Here is a 14,081-nt window from a genome sequence, read left to right as displayed (position 1 = left end):
ACCATGAGCGCTATGAGCACACCGTTCGGCGGTGACCGACAACGAGGTCGGAACCGAGAGCTCCCACTGGCGGACTATCCGGCGTGGGCGTTGGACATCATGATGGGACTGTACGGCCCCGAGACCATCGAACATGCCGTCGCCGACGATCCGGTCGCCCGGCATTCCCACCATCCGCCGTCGCACAACCCCGCGGCGCCCAGGTCCCGTCCCGGACCACGCGAGTCCATCGATCGCGACGAGACCCAGGGCAACACCGCGACCCTCAACCGCCCCACGCCGGAACCCGCGACACCGTCGGAACCCGCAACACCGTCGGATGCCGCGTTGCTGTCGCCGATGGTGGCCGAGATCGAGGCCATCAACGCGCTTCTGCGTGTGCTCAAGCGGACGTTCCGGCGGCGCGCCACCGGAACCGACCCCGAAGCCTGAGCGGCACGATCGAACGGGCCGACACCACTCCCACCCGACGATGACGTGTGTGAGGATCGTCGGGTGACTGATACGTCGGGTTCCGGGGTCTCGGACGAGACCGATCCAGCGTCCCCTGGCCGCACCTATCCCACTCGCCTGCATGTCTTCCTGTCCGGATTGCAGGCCACCTCGAAGGTGGCGCTGCAAGGCGTGATCCTGGTGGTGGCGCTGTGGGCATTGTTCTGGGTGCTGGGCAAGCTCTGGGTGATCCTGCTTCCGGTGCTGCTCGCCATCATCGTCTGTACCGTCATGTGGCCGCCCGCACGGTGGATGCGCAACCACGGCGCACCGCCGGCGGCCGCGGCGCTGGTGATGATGCTCGTCGGGATCGGCGTGATCGCGGCGGTGATCGCCCTGATCGTGCCGTCGATCGTGAGCCAGGTACCGGCGCTCGCCTCGCGGGCCGCCGACGGGCTCCGCGAACTGCAGAAATGGGTGCAGGGGCCGCCCCTGAACCTCCGTGACGAGCAGATCAACAACGCGGTACATGCGATCACCGAGAAACTACAGTCCAGCGCCTCGACCATCGCGTCGGGTGTGTTCACCGGACTCGGGACGGCGACGTCGGTGCTCGTCACCATCTTCACGCTGCTCGTGCTGGTGTTCTTCTTCCTCAAGGACGGGCCCAAGTTCATCCCGTGGCTGCAGCGCACGATCGGTGAGCCCTCGGCAACCCATGTCGGCGAGGTGTTGCTGCGGATGTGGAACAGTCTCGGCGGGTTCATCCGAACCCAAGCGATCGTGAGTCTCGTCGACGCCACCTTCATCGGTGCGGGGCTGTTCATCCTGCGGGTCCCGTTGGCCGGGGTGTTGGTGGTGATCACGTTCCTGGGTGGGTTCATCCCGATCGTCGGCGCTTTCGTGGCCGGTGCGTTGGCGGTGCTCATCGCCTTGGTTTCCAACGGTCTGACCACCGCGCTGATCGTGCTGGCGATCATCATCGCGGTGCAGCAGCTCGAGGGAAACGTGCTGCAACCGTGGCTGCAGGCCAAGTCGATGAACCTGCACGCGGTGATCGTGCTGCTGTCGGTGACCCTGGGCGGGTCCATGTTCGGCATCATCGGCGCATTCCTCGCCGTGCCCGCGGCCGCGACGCTCGCGGTGGTGCTGCGCTATGTGAATGAACAGATCGCCGTGCGGTCGGGGGAGATTCTGCCGCCTCATGGTGAGGACGTGACCGAGAACATCGGCGTGCCCGACGATCCAGGATCGGATACCGCCGCGCCGGACGCTGCGGACACGGGGTCGAGCTCATGACCGCCCTCGGGACGGCGCTCTCGGCCCGATAGACTCGACGCCCGTGAGTCTCACCCTCGGAATCGTCGGGCTACCCAACGTCGGCAAGTCCACCCTGTTCAATGCGTTGACGCGCAACGACGTGCTGGCCGCCAACTATCCGTTCGCGACCATCGAACCCAACATCGGCGTCGTCGAACTTCCCGACGCGCGCCTGGGTCGGCTCGCGGAGATCTTCGGCAGCGAGCGAATCCTGCCCGCGACGGTGTCGTTCGTCGACATCGCCGGCATCGTGAAGGGTGCGTCGGAAGGTGAGGGGATGGGTAACCAGTTCCTCGCCAACATCCGGGAGGCCGACGCGATCTGTCAGGTGGTCCGGGTGTTCGCCGACGACGACGTCGTCCACGTCGACGGCCGCGTCGACCCGCTCGCCGACATCGAGGTGATCGAGACCGAACTGATCCTCGCCGACATGCAGACGTTGGAGAAGGCGATCCCGCGTTTGGAGAAGGACGCGCGCAAGAACAAGGATCTCGCCGAGACCCTCGAGGCGGCCAAGAAAGCGCAGGAGATCCTCGACAGCGGCAAAACCCTGTTCTCGCAGAAGGATTCGTTCGACCTCTCTTCGGTCCGCGAGTTGCACCTGATGACGGCCAAGCCATTCCTGTACGTCTTCAACGCCGACGAGGCCATCCTGACCGACGACGCGCGCAAGGCCGAACTCAAGGCCGCGGTGGCGCCGTCCGACGCGGTGTTCCTCGACGCCAAGGTGGAAAGCGAACTCCTCGAACTCGATGAGGAGGACGCGCAGGAGTTGCTGGATTCGATCGGCCAGGACGAGCCGGGTCTGCGGTCGCTCGCGCGCGCCGGATTCCACACCCTCGGCCTGCAGACCTACCTCACCGCGGGTCCGAAAGAGTCGCGCGCGTGGACAATCCACCAGGGGGACACCGCACCCAAGGCTGCCGGCGTGATCCACACCGACTTCGAGAAGGGCTTCATCAAGGCCGAGATCGTGTCGTTCGACGACCTCGACGCCGCCGGCTCGATGCAGGCCGCCAAAGCCGCCGGCAGGGTGCGGATGGAGGGCAAGGACTACGTCATGGCCGACGGGGATGTGGTCGAGTTCCGCTTTAACGTCTAGCGTTAATAACGCATCGCGGTATATTCTGCGTGCGTGATCCGGTCGTTCGGCAACGAGGACACCGAACGCCTCTGGCGTCGTGAACGCGCTCGCTCGATCGATCCGCGGATACACCGGGTCGCGCTGCGCAAACTTCGTCAGGTGGGATCGGCGGAGTCGCTCGACGACCTCAGGGTCCCACCCGGGAATCGGCTCGAAGCGCTGAAAGGTGATCGGGCGGGACAACACAGCATCAGAATCAATGACCAGTGGCGAATCTGCTTCGTCTGGGCGGGCACTGGGCCAGAGGAGGTGGAGATTGTTGACTACCACTGACAAGATCGCGCCGATCCATCCCGGTGAAGTCCTCATGGAGGACTTCATCGAAGGTTTCGGCATCACGCAGAACAAGTTGGCGGTGTCAATTGGTGTGCCTCCGCGGCGCATCAATGAGATCGTGCACGGCAAGCGCGCGATCAGCGCTGACACGGCCTTGCGACTTGGGAAGTACTTTGGCACATCGGCTCAGTTCTGGCTCAATCTGCAGTCGCATTATGACCTGGACCTCGCCGAGGACTGTGCAGCAGAGCAGATTGCCGCGATCATTCCGCTTCAGTCGGCATGACAGAGGTCGTCATTGCAGGATCCCTGGTCTGTGCGAATGCCGAGGAGGCCGACACTGTCGAACGACACCTGATGCGGCACGTCGACCTGACACGAGCAGAGCCGGGATGCTGTCCTTCGATGTCGACCGGACCGATGATCCGCTGGTCTGGCGTGTTGACGAGAGATTTGTCGACGATGCGGCGTTCACCTTCCACCAGCAGCGAGTGTTGGACAGTGAGTGGGGCCGCGCCACCGCCGGCACAGAACGCCGGTACTCGGTCACAGTCGGGGAAGACTGATGTTCGGTTACCGGTCGTGCAATCCGGTCGAATTCCAGGCATCATTGACGACATAGTTTGATGCGATTGGAGATGCGGGATGCGCACGACGGTAACCCTTGACGACGACCTTCTGGCGAAGGCGGCCGAGCTGACCGGTGTTCATGAGAGAGCGGCGCTCATTCGCGAGGGGTTGCAGGCGTTGATCCGCGTGGAGAGTGCGCGTCGCCTTGCTGCGCTCGGCGGTACCGATCCGGCCGCCACTGCCGCTCCGCGTCGCCGTTCGTCCGTCGGATGATCCTTGTTGATACGTCGGTCTGGGTCGACCATCTGCATACCGAGAACGAACGTTTGAGCGCACTCCTCGGTGAAGACGAGATCGGTTGTCACCCAATGGTGGTCGAGGAACTGGCGATGGGATCAATCGCGAACCGCGACGTGGTGATCGATCTGCTCGGCAATCTTTTCCGATTTCCCGTTCTCACTCATGTGGAGTTGCTGCACCTCGTCGAGGCTCGGCGACTCTGGGGTCGCGGATTGAGTCCGGTCGATGCTCGTCTGCTCGGTTCGGTGCTTCTCGTCGATGGCGCGACGCTGTGGACGAGAGACAAGCGGTTAAGGGCGGCGAGCGTAGAGGCCGGGGTAGACGCCGAAATCGCGTGACGTTTATCGACGCCGTCGTGTTGTGGAGTTCCGGTTCAACGTGTAGCTCCGCAATTCAGACGTGTTGGGCCACAACGGTATTTGGTCGGCAAGCGGCGTCGATCAGTGTGAGACGATCTCACGGTGTCATCCATCCAAACCCTGAGCGATCCCGAGCGTCGCACTCTCGCACGCTGGGCGATCTGCTGCGCGGAGCGGGTACTTCCCATGTTCGAGGCCGATTCCAGCTCTGAGGAACTGATCAGGGATGGGCGTTGCGCGAACGCGTGCCTACGCCAAGGGTGAGAGCACCGCTGCGTCGGAGATCAAGAAGAGGTTGGGGCTGCGTACGCGACCAAGGCTGTGGAACTTGCACATCCAGATCACCCTGAGGCAGTGCGAGCCGAGATCACTTGGCAACTGGCGAACCTGACCGATGACGAGCGCGCTGCGCTGCGGCGGCTTCCCGAGCTGGGCAGTGATTCCTCCGGTCCCCCCGGACCCGGACTGCTCACGCGCGGGGTGCTGGGGTCGACGATTCGCGAGATTCGGGCGCAGATCCGGTGAACGACCGACGTCCCGCCCCACGGTTCACGCTAGAATTCTGTACATGACTACCTTGCCGATCGCTGACGTACGCGCCAACCTTTCCAAGTTGGTGGACGAGGCGATGCGCACCCATCAGCGGGTGGAGGTCACCAAGAACGGACGTCGGGCTGCAGTGCTGATCGGTGCCGACGACTACGACTCGCTCATGGAGACGCTCGAAATACTGAGTGATCGAGAATCGATGGCGGCCATTGGCCAATCGGACGCCGACATCGCCGCTGGTCGGGTCTACTCGCTCGACGAGGTGGAGGCTGAACTCCGCGCGAAGGGCGTCATCAATTCATGAGCTACCGGGTCGAACTGACTCGTCGCGCTCTCCGAAGTCTGTCCGAGGAACTCCCCGAGGCTGTCGCCGCGGCTTGTTGGGAGTTCATCCGAGGTCCACTCGCCGAGAACCCGCAACTGGTGGGCAAGCGCCTGCACGCCGAGTTGGATGGGCGTTGGTCGGCGGGGCGCGGCGAGTTTCGGGTTGTCTACGAGATCCACGAGGAAGTTGTGGTCATCCGGGTCATCGACATTCGGCATCGTCGTGACGTTTATCGGTGACGCTGCGTGGTGGATTTCCGGTTCACCGTGTAGCGGATCGACGTCCTCGGTGATGCGGTGGACAGCGCCCCTAATCAGCTGCGGGACCGGTTGCGCCCCAACAGGGTGATCGTGATCGCCACCACCGCTGCCACCACCCCGAACGCAACGAGAACCCACCACGACAGCTCCGCGCCGCGCACCAGGTTGGCGTGGTTCATCCCGCCCGTGTCGGAGGCATCGCGGCGGCTGTCGTGTTGGGCGAGGTGCAGTGTGAGGGTGATGACCGCGACGCCTGTCGCCACCCCGATGTTGCGGAAGATGGCGATCAACGATCCCGCCGTTCCGGTTCCCGCGGCATTCGCCGCGGCCATCACGCCGGCGTTGTTGGCCGGCACAAAAGTTCCCAGGCCCACCCCGAGGATCGCCAGACACGGCACCAGCCAACCGATTTCGATGGGATGCAATGCCATCGTGATCAGCGAGCCGACGATCAGCGCGCATCCCAGCAGTGCGCGAGACGCATTGGTTCCCGCGCCGCGCAGCGCGGTGGTCCCGATCACCGTGGAGATCAGAAAACCGGCAGGCATCGACGACAGGATGACGCCGGTCGAGGACACCGAACGTCCCAACGGGACCAGCAACTGCGGAACGAGAACGATCGGCGCGATGAGCAACAGGTAACTCACCAGTGCGCCCACGACACCGATCGAGATCTGCGGTGTGCGGATCAACCGCGGATCGATCAGCGGTGTGTCGTAGTGGTTTTCCCGAACCCAGAATCCGGATGCGAGCACCAGCGGCGCCACCAGCAACACCAGCGCGAGCGGCAGACTCATCGGGAGACCCGACACCCCGGACAGACCCAACATCAGGGTGATAGCCGCCGCGGCGAGCAATATCGTGCCGGGCCCGTCGAATCGCGGCATCATCGGTCGCCTCGATGTCCCGTCGTCGGTCTTCGGTGCCGGCAGCAGAACGAACGCCGAGGCCAGTGCCGCCACGCCGATGGGAACATTGACCCAGAAGATCGAACGCCATCCGAAATCGTCGACCAGCAGGCCGCCGATCAGCGGTCCCAACGCCAACCCGAGTGCCTGCATCGACGCCTGCACCGCCAACCCGTCCCGCAACTTGGCCTTGGGCATGCTCTCGGTGACCATGGCGATTGCGTTACCGGCTATCGCCGCCCCGCCGATGCCCTGAACGACACGAAAAATGATGAGCGATAACAGATTCGGCGCGATACTGCACGCCAGTGAGCCGATCGTGAAGATGGCGTAACCGTAGATGTACAGGGATTTGCGGCCCAGCCCGTCACCGAGTCGAGCACACGGCGTCACCAATGAGACGACGGCAAGCACGTATGCGACCGAAACCCATTGCACCGATGCCAACGACGCGTCGAAGGATCGCTGCAGAGCCGGTAGCGCCAGCGTCACGATGCTCGAGTCGAGTTGGACCATCAACGCGCCGAAACTGATACCGGCCACCGAGTACCAGTAGGAGCGCGGTGAGCGGCTCACCCACTCGGGCCGATCGGGAACATCGACGACGCGCCGCCACGTGGGCGAGCCGATCCGCATGACTCCGCCTCTCCGGTGGGTGCCGCGCCCACCATCGAACGGCCGGGCCGAAGTCGCCGGCGCCGTCCCGGGATTCTACTTCGGGATGTCTCTTCGCGACCGGGGATGAGGTCTCCCGTCTACTGTGGAAGCCCATGGACATAGCCCTCGAGAACGTCGGTATCGCCGTCGAGGATCTGGACGCGGCGGTAGCGTTCTTCACCGACCTCGGGCTCACCGTGATCGGACGTGACACGGTCAGCGGGGAGTGGGCCGACACCGCCGTCGGACTCGACGGCAACCATGTCAGGATCGCGATGCTCCAGACCCCCGACGGTCATGGGCGCCTGGAACTCTTCGAGTACATCCATCCCGACGCCATCGCGACGAGTCCGACGCTGCCCAACGAAATCGGCATGCACCGCGTCGCATTCCGGGTCGACGATCTCGATGCCGCGCTGGCCGCAGCCGCGCGACACGGATACCGGCCGCTGCGCGGGGTGGCGACATACCAGGACATTTTCCGTCTCACCTACGTGCGCGGTCCGAGCGGAATCATCGTGATGCTCGCCGAGGAGTTGACGAAGCGTCCGTAACGATTGGATGCCCAGTGTGCATCGACAAGCGAGTTACGGCCGGCGTCGGCGATACTGCCCTGGTGATGCGAACCAAGCGAACCGCGCTGTGCGCGCTGTCGGTGGTGCTGCTGGTCCTTGGGGGACTGCTCGTCTCCCTTCCCGGCAGGGCGGATGCCTCTCCGGGGGGCTGGCTGTACACGATGGTGGCGTTCAGCAATATCAGCGACCGCGACCTCGACGTCTATCAATCGTCCAACGCGACGGACTTCTCAACGCTGAAGCTGTCGGCGTACCGGCCGCCGTCGGGGCGGGTGCGCGACCCCAGCATCTTCAAGAGCACGGACGGTTTCTACTACCTCACCTATACGACGGTCGACGGTGCGAACATCGGTTTCGCGCGCAGTCGCGATCGCGTGAACTGGGCCTTCATGCACAACTATCCCGTGCCCTTCTGCTGTGCGTTCCTGCCTGGCACCGGTGACGGCAAGGGCACGGGTTCGGTCGACATTCCCGGCTTCGGATCGGCGGGTTCGTCCGACGGTCCGTCGCTCTCGCCGTTCACCACCAAGGCGTGGGCGCCGGAGTGGTTCGTCGAGGGTGGCCGGGTGCACATCATCCTGTCGATGTCCACCGGCGGCGGATTCGTGCCGTACCTGATGACCGCGCTCGATTCGTCGTTCCGTGCGTGGAGCTGGCCGGTCCCGATCACGGGGATCGGTGCCGACCACATCGACACCATGGTGGTGAAGGAGGGATCGACTTACCACGCGTTCACCAAGAACGAGACCAAGAAGGTGATCGAACACGCCGTGGCGCAGTCGCTGGGCGGGCCCTACCGGTTCGTCGCCCCGGGCCCCTGGGGCTCCTACGTCGAAGGTCCCACGGTCATCCAGTTGCCCGACGGCTCCTGGCGGCTCTTCCTCGACGCCTACACCAGGAACAAGTATCTCTACTCCGACAGCCCGAATCTGTACGACTGGGGGAACCCGAAGGAGCTTCCCGGTCTCTCCGGCAAGGTGCGTCACATCGGCGTGATGCGCGAACCGGCGTAAGCAGCGGTTTCGCCGCGTAATCGCAGTCGGCGTGATCGCTACCATCGGTGTCGATGCTGCACATCGGTACCTCGGGCTGGCAATACAGGGATTGGCGGGGGCGGTTCTATCCCACCACCGTGCCCCAACGGCAGTGGCTGGCCTGGTATGCGAAGACGTTCTCCACCGTCGAGGTGAACAACACGTTCTACCGGTTACCGCAACGGTCGACGTTCCTGCGGTGGGCCGACGAGGTGCCGGACGGATTCGTCATGACGGTCAAGATGAGCCGCTACCTCACCCACGTACGCAGGCTCGCCGACCCCGCAGAGCCGGTGCAACGCTTCGTTGATCGCGCGACCGCGCTCGGCACCCGCCTCGGCCCGGTGCTGCTGCAGCTACCACCGACTCTCGACGCCCGTCCCGACGCGCTCGCCGAGACGTTGGACGCGTTCGGTGGTGCGATGCGACTGGTGGTCGAACCCCGCCACCCGTCGTGGTGGCACGACGACGTGCGTGCGGTACTGACCGCGCACAACGCCGCGTTGTGCTGGTCCGACCGCGACGGCCGCAGCATGACGCCGCTGTGGCGAACAGCCGACTTCGGTTATCTGCGTATGCATTCCGGTCGTGCATCGCCACCGACCGCTTACGGAGTGCGCGCAATCGACACCTGGGTGGGGCGTCTGGGCGAAACGTTCGGGACCGACGACGTCTACGTGTATTTCAACAACGACACCGGCGGTGCCGCGGTGGACAACGCGCTCACCATGATTCGGCGCAGCACGCGATGACCCCGGCGAACTTCACGGTCGGAGGGGTCAGCGCCAGATGACCGCGATCGCCGCCGCGGCGAACGACAGCACGCCCACCGACCAGAACATGACAGCCGGAACCGCCGTGCCCGTCTTGCGTTGACGCGCACCGCCCATGCCGAGGACGGCGCCGATCACGATGAGGATCGCCAGTTTCACCCACAGTTTCGGGTAGTCGAGTTCGACGCCCGCGGGCCACTCGAAGGCCAGGGCGACACCGGTGAGCAGCGAGAGCAACAGACCGTAGTCCATCAACGGGATAAAGCGTCTGCGACGCGACGTCGCCTCGACCGCCCAGGCGCCGAACGTGACGGCGAAACCCACGATGTGAAACAGGGCTATGACGCTGCGTAGTACCTCCATGCGGGTAACGGTAACCCCGGGACGGGATGTCTGTCAGGGTCATTCGTCCGCTGCCGATGCGATCGACGTGGCGGGCACGCCGGTCGGCGGGTAGCAAGGACGTCATGGGCCAGACTTTCACCAAACGTACGACGGGTCGTCCGGCGCAGTGGGAGGTCGCCGGGCTCGAGTGGCTTGCCGAGCCGATCGACTCCGGCGGCGCCGCAGTGGTTGCCGTGGTGTCGCGCGACGAATCGGGACTCACCGAGCAGCGGGTGACCACATCGGCGCCGACGGCGAAAGCTGCGGCGGACTTCGGCCGCGGGCTGGCCGTCACCCACGCGCTGGACGGGATGCGGTGGGGGCAGGGACCGCCGGGTTGGTCGGGGCCGGGATACCAGGGACCCAACGAGCACCTCATCGACCTGCCGCTCAACGGCCACGACACGTGGGGGGAGATGTACGCGCAGGAGCGTTTGCAGCCGTTGTTGCCCGACGCGGGCCTCGCCGCCGCCGACCATGCCGCCGTCGACCGTCTGTGTGAACGCCTACGCGACGGCGACTTCGACACCGGTGACGCACCGTCCCGGCTGCACGGTGATCTGTGGTCGGGCAACGTGCTGTGGTCCGAGGGCGGATGTGTGCTGATCGACCCGTCCGCGCACGTGGGGCACCGGGAGACCGATCTCGCCGCGCTCGGCCTGTTCGGCTTCTCGTTTCTCGACGATGTCCTGGCCGGCTACCGGGAGGCGGTGCCGCTTGCCGACGGATGGGCCGACCGCGTTGCACTGCACCAACTCTCGATGGTTCTGATGCATGCCGTCGTGTTCGGTGGGGGTTATCGGCGACAGGTCGCCGACATCGCACGCCGATACGTGTGAACCCGGTCAGCCCTCGATCAGCGACCTGTCGGTGGACAGTTCCACCGTCGCCCACACCTCATGGTCGGTGGCCTTGAGGCGGTCGGTGATGAAGCGACGCACCCGGTCTTCGTCCTCGACCCGCCAGATGCCCGAACCGACGAGGAAGTCGACTTCCACATACAGTCGGCGCCCGAGCCGGGTGGAGCGGACGAGCGGATCGGTGAGTCCGAACTCGGTGGCCGCGTCGGTGGCCGCGGCGTTGATGATTCCGGCGATCTCGGGTGGGGGCGCGGCCTCGAGCAACTCGCGGATGCCTTGGCGGGCCAGTTTGATCGCCATCGGTGCCACGCCCGCCGTGGCGATCAGGACCAGTGTGGGGTCCACGTAGGCGGCTGCCGCGTCGGCCCCGGAACGCTGCAGTGCGATCGCGACTGCGCCGCCGACCGCCACCATCAGGCTCATCAGGGTGCCCGCCCGCCAGCCCACCATTTCGGCGGCCGCGAGTTGCGACACGCGCGCCGGACTGCGCAATGCCAACACGATGAGCAGCGACACCAATGCCGAGACGGCTCCGTAGAGTGCCACCGAACCAGGTGCCGCATTCGATCCGCCGTTGAGGATGACCGAGATCGCATCGGCCGCGCCGTAGACCAGCGTGGCCAGGAGCGCGGCACCCTGCAGGGCCACCGCGAGCGGGGTGGCGCCGTGGCGGCCGAAGGGGAATTCGGCGGTGGGTTCGCTGCCCGCGGCGCGCGCGGCCAGCATCGACGTCGCGACCAGGGCGATTCCGGCGAGCATGTAGATGCCGTCGAACAACACCACACTCGAACCGCTGATGACGCCCCACACCACCGCGCCGCCGCCGAGCACGGCGGTCGCCGCCAGGCTCAGCCGCAGTGCCCGACGTTCGGAGTTCGCACTCATGCCGAACACCCTCCCGTCTGTGGCGCGCTCGTGTGGGTGCCGCTCAGCGGTCGTGGAACCATCCGGAGTTCTTGGCCCGCCACGTCATCTCCTCCCAGTACCCCCAGCTGTGGGTACCGATCGTCGGGTAGTCGGTGGTGATGGGCAGCCTCCCGAGCAGGGCGGCAACCTCGAAGGCGCGGGTCTGGGCGAGCGAGAGCGCTTCGAGCGGTGTGCCCTTGATGGAGTTGGAGACGTTGTCGTCACGATTACCCCACAGGGCGGAGCCCGCCGCCACACGGATTCTCATGCCGTGCATCCGGGGAACCTGGACGAGTGGATCGTTGTCGAGCCACCTGCCGCTCCACGGCGGTCCCCACATGTCGTCGGAGTTGAACGGACCCACTCCTGCCTCGATGCCCGCGTCGAAGAGCGCGGCACGCACGGCCGACCGCATGCCCGGCGCGGACAGATTCAGGAACCCCGACATCGAGAAGGCATGCGAGATGCGCGCCCGGTGATAGGCGCCGTAGATGAGTGCGGCGTTGCCGCCCATGGAGATCCCCATGATCGCGTACTTGTGTCTGGGCCCGACGTCGAGTCCCCGCCGGTCCAGCATGGCCACCAGGGTGTTGAGTCGACACGTCCACAGGTAGCGATATCGCAACGAGTTGAGGCTGTGCGGGGCGTCCCAGTCGGTGTAGAAGCTGGCCAGGCCCCCGGCCGGGGCCACCACGTTCACCCCGGAGTCGGCCATCCGCCCGACGTTGGTCAGCAGCTTCCAGCCGCTCGCCGTGGACGTGGCACGCAGCCCCGACAACGCGATCACCGTCTTGTAATTGCCCGGCCGGGTCCACATGTCGACCGGGGTGGCGGGCATGCCGCAGCCGCCCAGCATCACCCGCTGGTAGGTGGCCGCCTCGGCGCGTCCCGCGCCCACCAGTGACCCCAGAACCGTGAGCACGATCAATGCGCAGATCACCAGACGACGGAGTGTCATCCCCGTAGCATCTCATGGCCGTATGCGGCGATGAGGCGGTCATTGGTCCCGGTGCGGTGCCGATCAGGGCACGAGTCCGCCTCCGTCACCGCCGAACGGAAGCGGTGAGCCGCCCGAATCGCCCGATCCGCTCTGCTCCGGAATCGTCGTCTGTTGCTTGTCGGCGGCACCACCGAGCTTCACCTGCATGGTTTCGGTCTGGCCGTTTCTGGTGACGGTGACCGGAACGGTCTGACCGGGGGTATGGGTGAGAATCTGGGCCATGAGATCGGCGTAGTTGCTGACCGGCACGTCGCCCACCTTCGTGATGACGTCGCCGGCGCGGATGCCCGCGTCGGCGGCTGCTCCACCACGTTGTACCCCGGTGACCCGGGCGCCGTTCACCGCTGCGCCGCGGGCGGATTCGAGCGAACCCGACACACCGAGCACCGGCTTGGTGGCCTGACCGTTCTGCAAGAGTTCGTTGGCCACCCGCTTGGCGGCGTTGATGGGAATCGCGAAACCCAGACCGAATGCCTGCGGGCCGCCGCTGCCGGCCTGCCCGGTGTCGACGGCCGAGTTCACCGCGATCACCTGGCCCTGCAGATTCACCAGCGGCCCTCCCGAGTTGCCCGGGTTGATCGGGGTGTCGGTCTGCAGACCGTTGTAGACCGTGACCGAACCGCCCTGCTCGTCGGCCGCGGTCACGGTGCGCGAGAGCGCGCTGACGATGCCGGAGGTCACCGTGTTCGAGAGGTTCTCCGGGCTGCCGACGGCCACCACCTGCTCACCGACCTGCAGGGTGCTGGAATCGCCGATCACCGCCGGGGTCAATCCCGACGCCCCGTCGAGTTTGATCACCGCGATGTCATAGGAGGGGGACGTGCCCTTGACCGTGGCCGGATACGTCTTCCCGTCCGGGGTGGTCACCTCGATGGTGCTTCGGTCACCGGCTCCGGCCACCACGTGGTTGTTGGTCAGGACGTAACCGTCGGGGGAGAGGATGACGCCGCTGCCGACGGCGGTGCCCTGCGACGTGGCGACCTTGATGTCGGCGGTCGAACGCGACGCCACCTGAGCTGCGTAGGTGACGGAACCGGGCTTGGCGTCGACGGCCGGGGTGGCCGCCGCGGGCGCCGACGCGATCACCGGTGCACTGCCCGACGAACCGTGATCGAGCAGGGCGTACCCGCCGGCGCCCACGCTGCCGCCGATGAGTCCGGCGAGCAGGGCGGTCGCCACGATCGTTCGCGCGGTGCCGTGTCGAGGCGAAACAGGTTGCGGTGCAGAATAATACGTCGACGCTGCTTGGTGCGACGGCGGTACAGGGCCGGCGCCCTGGTCGAAGTACGTGCTGCGCCAACCGGAGTGGTCGGCCGGGACGTGCGCGTCGGGCCGCGTGTGGGGCCCGGTGAGAGGTGCCGTGGGGCCCTCGTCGGATCGTTCGTTGCTCACGCGACCACTGTGCCGACGATCTCTGAGAAGAGTGTCAGAACTCAATGGTCGGTTTCC

Annotated in this window: 20 protein-coding genes; 15 read left to right on the top strand and 5 right to left on the bottom strand. The window is 65.6% G+C overall.

All coding sequences use genetic code 11. The annotated features are described in order from the left end of the window. Positions 1-12 precede the first annotated feature (12 nt). The 11 genes from ACWDTD_RS01300 (at position 13) to ACWDTD_RS01250 (ending at position 5,514) form a co-directional block, all read left to right on the top strand. The gene (locus tag ACWDTD_RS01300; RefSeq protein WP_449745245.1) at positions 13-432 is read left to right on the top strand and encodes a hypothetical protein; all 420 of its coding nucleotides are present in this window, start codon (positions 13-15) and stop codon (positions 430-432) included. Between the two features lie 63 nt (positions 433-495). Further along, positions 496-1,731 carry an AI-2E family transporter gene (locus tag ACWDTD_RS01295; protein WP_449745244.1) on the top strand — a complete coding sequence of 412 codons (1,236 nt, stop codon included), beginning with the start codon at positions 496-498 and terminating at the stop codon, positions 1,729-1,731. 43 nt (positions 1,732-1,774) lie between these two features. Beyond that, positions 1,775-2,854 (top strand): redox-regulated ATPase YchF, encoded by a 1,080-nt coding sequence (gene ychF, locus ACWDTD_RS01290; RefSeq protein WP_449745243.1) that lies wholly within the window; start codon positions 1,775-1,777, stop codon positions 2,852-2,854. A 33-nt stretch (positions 2,855-2,887) separates the two neighbouring features. Then, positions 2,888-3,169 (top strand): type II toxin-antitoxin system RelE/ParE family toxin, encoded by a 282-nt coding sequence (locus tag ACWDTD_RS01285; RefSeq protein WP_449745242.1) that lies wholly within the window; start codon positions 2,888-2,890, stop codon positions 3,167-3,169. Further along, on the top strand, positions 3,156-3,458 hold the full coding sequence (locus ACWDTD_RS01280; protein ID WP_449745241.1) for a HigA family addiction module antitoxin: 303 nt from the start codon (positions 3,156-3,158) through the stop codon (positions 3,456-3,458). Before ACWDTD_RS01285 ends, ACWDTD_RS01280 begins: the two co-directional genes overlap by 14 nt. 359 nt (positions 3,459-3,817) lie before the next feature. Continuing rightward, positions 3,818-4,015, top strand: a complete 198-nt coding sequence (locus ACWDTD_RS01275) for a type II toxin-antitoxin system VapB family antitoxin (RefSeq protein ID WP_449745240.1) — start codon at positions 3,818-3,820, stop codon at positions 4,013-4,015. Next, positions 4,012-4,380, top strand: a complete 369-nt coding sequence (locus ACWDTD_RS01270) for a type II toxin-antitoxin system VapC family toxin (protein ID WP_449745239.1) — start codon at positions 4,012-4,014, stop codon at positions 4,378-4,380. The genes ACWDTD_RS01275 and ACWDTD_RS01270 overlap by 4 nt, the downstream gene beginning before the upstream one ends. 123 nt (positions 4,381-4,503) lie before the next feature. Next, the gene (locus ACWDTD_RS01265; RefSeq protein WP_449745238.1) at positions 4,504-4,665 is read left to right on the top strand and encodes a putative immunity protein; all 162 of its coding nucleotides are present in this window, start codon (positions 4,504-4,506) and stop codon (positions 4,663-4,665) included. A gap of 90 nt (positions 4,666-4,755) precedes the next feature. Next, positions 4,756-4,926 carry a hypothetical protein gene (locus tag ACWDTD_RS01260; protein WP_449745237.1) on the top strand — a complete coding sequence of 57 codons (171 nt, stop codon included), beginning with the start codon at positions 4,756-4,758 and terminating at the stop codon, positions 4,924-4,926. Between the two features lie 43 nt (positions 4,927-4,969). After that, entirely contained in the window at positions 4,970-5,254 is a 285-nt protein-coding gene (locus ACWDTD_RS01255) for a type II toxin-antitoxin system Phd/YefM family antitoxin (RefSeq protein ID WP_449745236.1), read from the top strand. Next, complete coding sequence (locus tag ACWDTD_RS01250) at positions 5,251-5,514, top strand: type II toxin-antitoxin system RelE family toxin (RefSeq protein ID WP_449745235.1); 264 nt, start codon at positions 5,251-5,253, stop codon at positions 5,512-5,514. Before ACWDTD_RS01255 ends, ACWDTD_RS01250 begins: the two co-directional genes overlap by 4 nt. Before the next feature lie 74 nt (positions 5,515-5,588). Here the strand turns inward: ACWDTD_RS01250 and ACWDTD_RS01245 are convergent, their stop codons facing one another. After that, the gene (locus ACWDTD_RS01245; RefSeq protein WP_449745234.1) at positions 5,589-7,079 is read right to left on the bottom strand and encodes an MFS transporter; all 1,491 of its coding nucleotides are present in this window, start codon (positions 7,077-7,079) and stop codon (positions 5,589-5,591) included. 134 nt (positions 7,080-7,213) lie between these two features. Here ACWDTD_RS01245 and ACWDTD_RS01240 point away from each other — a divergent pair, with 134 nt between their 5' ends. The 3 genes from ACWDTD_RS01240 (at position 7,214) to ACWDTD_RS01230 (ending at position 9,461) form a co-directional block, all read left to right on the top strand. Further along, positions 7,214-7,654 carry a VOC family protein gene (locus ACWDTD_RS01240; RefSeq protein ID WP_449745233.1) on the top strand — a complete coding sequence of 147 codons (441 nt, stop codon included), beginning with the start codon at positions 7,214-7,216 and terminating at the stop codon, positions 7,652-7,654. A 65-nt stretch (positions 7,655-7,719) separates the two neighbouring features. Beyond that, the gene (locus tag ACWDTD_RS01235) at positions 7,720-8,688 is read left to right on the top strand and encodes an arabinofuranosidase (RefSeq protein ID WP_449745232.1); all 969 of its coding nucleotides are present in this window, start codon (positions 7,720-7,722) and stop codon (positions 8,686-8,688) included. Between the two features lie 53 nt (positions 8,689-8,741). Further along, the gene (locus ACWDTD_RS01230) at positions 8,742-9,461 is read left to right on the top strand and encodes a DUF72 domain-containing protein (protein ID WP_449745231.1); all 720 of its coding nucleotides are present in this window, start codon (positions 8,742-8,744) and stop codon (positions 9,459-9,461) included. Positions 9,462-9,488: 27 nt separating this feature from the next. Here the strand turns inward: ACWDTD_RS01230 and ACWDTD_RS01225 are convergent, their stop codons facing one another. After that, positions 9,489-9,845: a Fe-S protein gene (locus ACWDTD_RS01225; RefSeq protein WP_449745230.1), complete on the bottom strand. Its 357-nt coding sequence runs from the start codon at positions 9,843-9,845 to the stop codon at positions 9,489-9,491. A gap of 104 nt (positions 9,846-9,949) precedes the next feature. Between ACWDTD_RS01225 and ACWDTD_RS01220 the strand changes: the two genes are divergently transcribed. After that, positions 9,950-10,705 carry a fructosamine kinase family protein gene (locus ACWDTD_RS01220; protein ID WP_449745229.1) on the top strand — a complete coding sequence of 252 codons (756 nt, stop codon included), beginning with the start codon at positions 9,950-9,952 and terminating at the stop codon, positions 10,703-10,705. 6 nt (positions 10,706-10,711) lie between these two features. On the opposite strand, the gene ACWDTD_RS01215 is transcribed toward ACWDTD_RS01220, so the two are convergent. From ACWDTD_RS01215 to ACWDTD_RS01205, 3 genes are all read right to left on the bottom strand, one after another. Next, entirely contained in the window at positions 10,712-11,611 is a 900-nt protein-coding gene (locus tag ACWDTD_RS01215) for a cation transporter (protein ID WP_449745228.1), read from the bottom strand. Positions 11,612-11,654: 43 nt separating this feature from the next. Further along, complete coding sequence (locus tag ACWDTD_RS01210) at positions 11,655-12,590, bottom strand: alpha/beta hydrolase (RefSeq protein WP_449745227.1); 936 nt, start codon at positions 12,588-12,590, stop codon at positions 11,655-11,657. Positions 12,591-12,653: 63 nt separating this feature from the next. Then, positions 12,654-14,024, bottom strand: a complete 1,371-nt coding sequence (locus ACWDTD_RS01205; protein ID WP_449745226.1) for a S1C family serine protease — start codon at positions 14,022-14,024, stop codon at positions 12,654-12,656. Positions 14,025-14,081: the final 57 nt, after the last annotated feature.

Source organism: Gordonia sp. NPDC003425 (assembly GCF_053588635.1).
Note: the sequence above shows the minus strand (reverse complement) of the source record. Positions and strands in the feature narration are given on the sequence as shown.

What these genes read in the sequence shown, in the direction of transcription:
- ACWDTD_RS01300 (WP_449745245.1), top strand. Translation starts at nt 13, where the DNA reads ATGAGCACACCGTTCGGCGGTGACCGACAACGAGGTCGGAACCGAGAG.
- ACWDTD_RS01275 (WP_449745240.1), top strand. Translation starts at nt 3,818, where the DNA reads ATGCGCACGACGGTAACCCTTGACGACGACCTTCTGGCGAAGGCGGCC.
- ACWDTD_RS01270 (WP_449745239.1), top strand. Translation starts at nt 4,012, where the DNA reads ATGATCCTTGTTGATACGTCGGTCTGGGTCGACCATCTGCATACCGAG.
- ACWDTD_RS01255 (WP_449745236.1), top strand. Translation starts at nt 4,970, where the DNA reads ATGACTACCTTGCCGATCGCTGACGTACGCGCCAACCTTTCCAAGTTG.
- ACWDTD_RS01250 (WP_449745235.1), top strand. Translation starts at nt 5,251, where the DNA reads ATGAGCTACCGGGTCGAACTGACTCGTCGCGCTCTCCGAAGTCTGTCC.
- ACWDTD_RS01245 (WP_449745234.1), bottom strand. Translation starts at nt 7,079, where the DNA reads ATGCGGATCGGCTCGCCCACGTGGCGGCGCGTCGTCGATGTTCCCGAT.
- ACWDTD_RS01240 (WP_449745233.1), top strand. Translation starts at nt 7,214, where the DNA reads ATGGACATAGCCCTCGAGAACGTCGGTATCGCCGTCGAGGATCTGGAC.
- ACWDTD_RS01235 (WP_449745232.1), top strand. Translation starts at nt 7,720, where the DNA reads ATGCGAACCAAGCGAACCGCGCTGTGCGCGCTGTCGGTGGTGCTGCTG.
- ACWDTD_RS01230 (WP_449745231.1), top strand. Translation starts at nt 8,742, where the DNA reads ATGCTGCACATCGGTACCTCGGGCTGGCAATACAGGGATTGGCGGGGG.
- ACWDTD_RS01225 (WP_449745230.1), bottom strand. Translation starts at nt 9,845, where the DNA reads ATGGAGGTACTACGCAGCGTCATAGCCCTGTTTCACATCGTGGGTTTC.
- ACWDTD_RS01220 (WP_449745229.1), top strand. Translation starts at nt 9,950, where the DNA reads ATGGGCCAGACTTTCACCAAACGTACGACGGGTCGTCCGGCGCAGTGG.
- ACWDTD_RS01215 (WP_449745228.1), bottom strand. Translation starts at nt 11,611, where the DNA reads ATGAGTGCGAACTCCGAACGTCGGGCACTGCGGCTGAGCCTGGCGGCG.
- ACWDTD_RS01210 (WP_449745227.1), bottom strand. Translation starts at nt 12,590, where the DNA reads ATGACACTCCGTCGTCTGGTGATCTGCGCATTGATCGTGCTCACGGTT.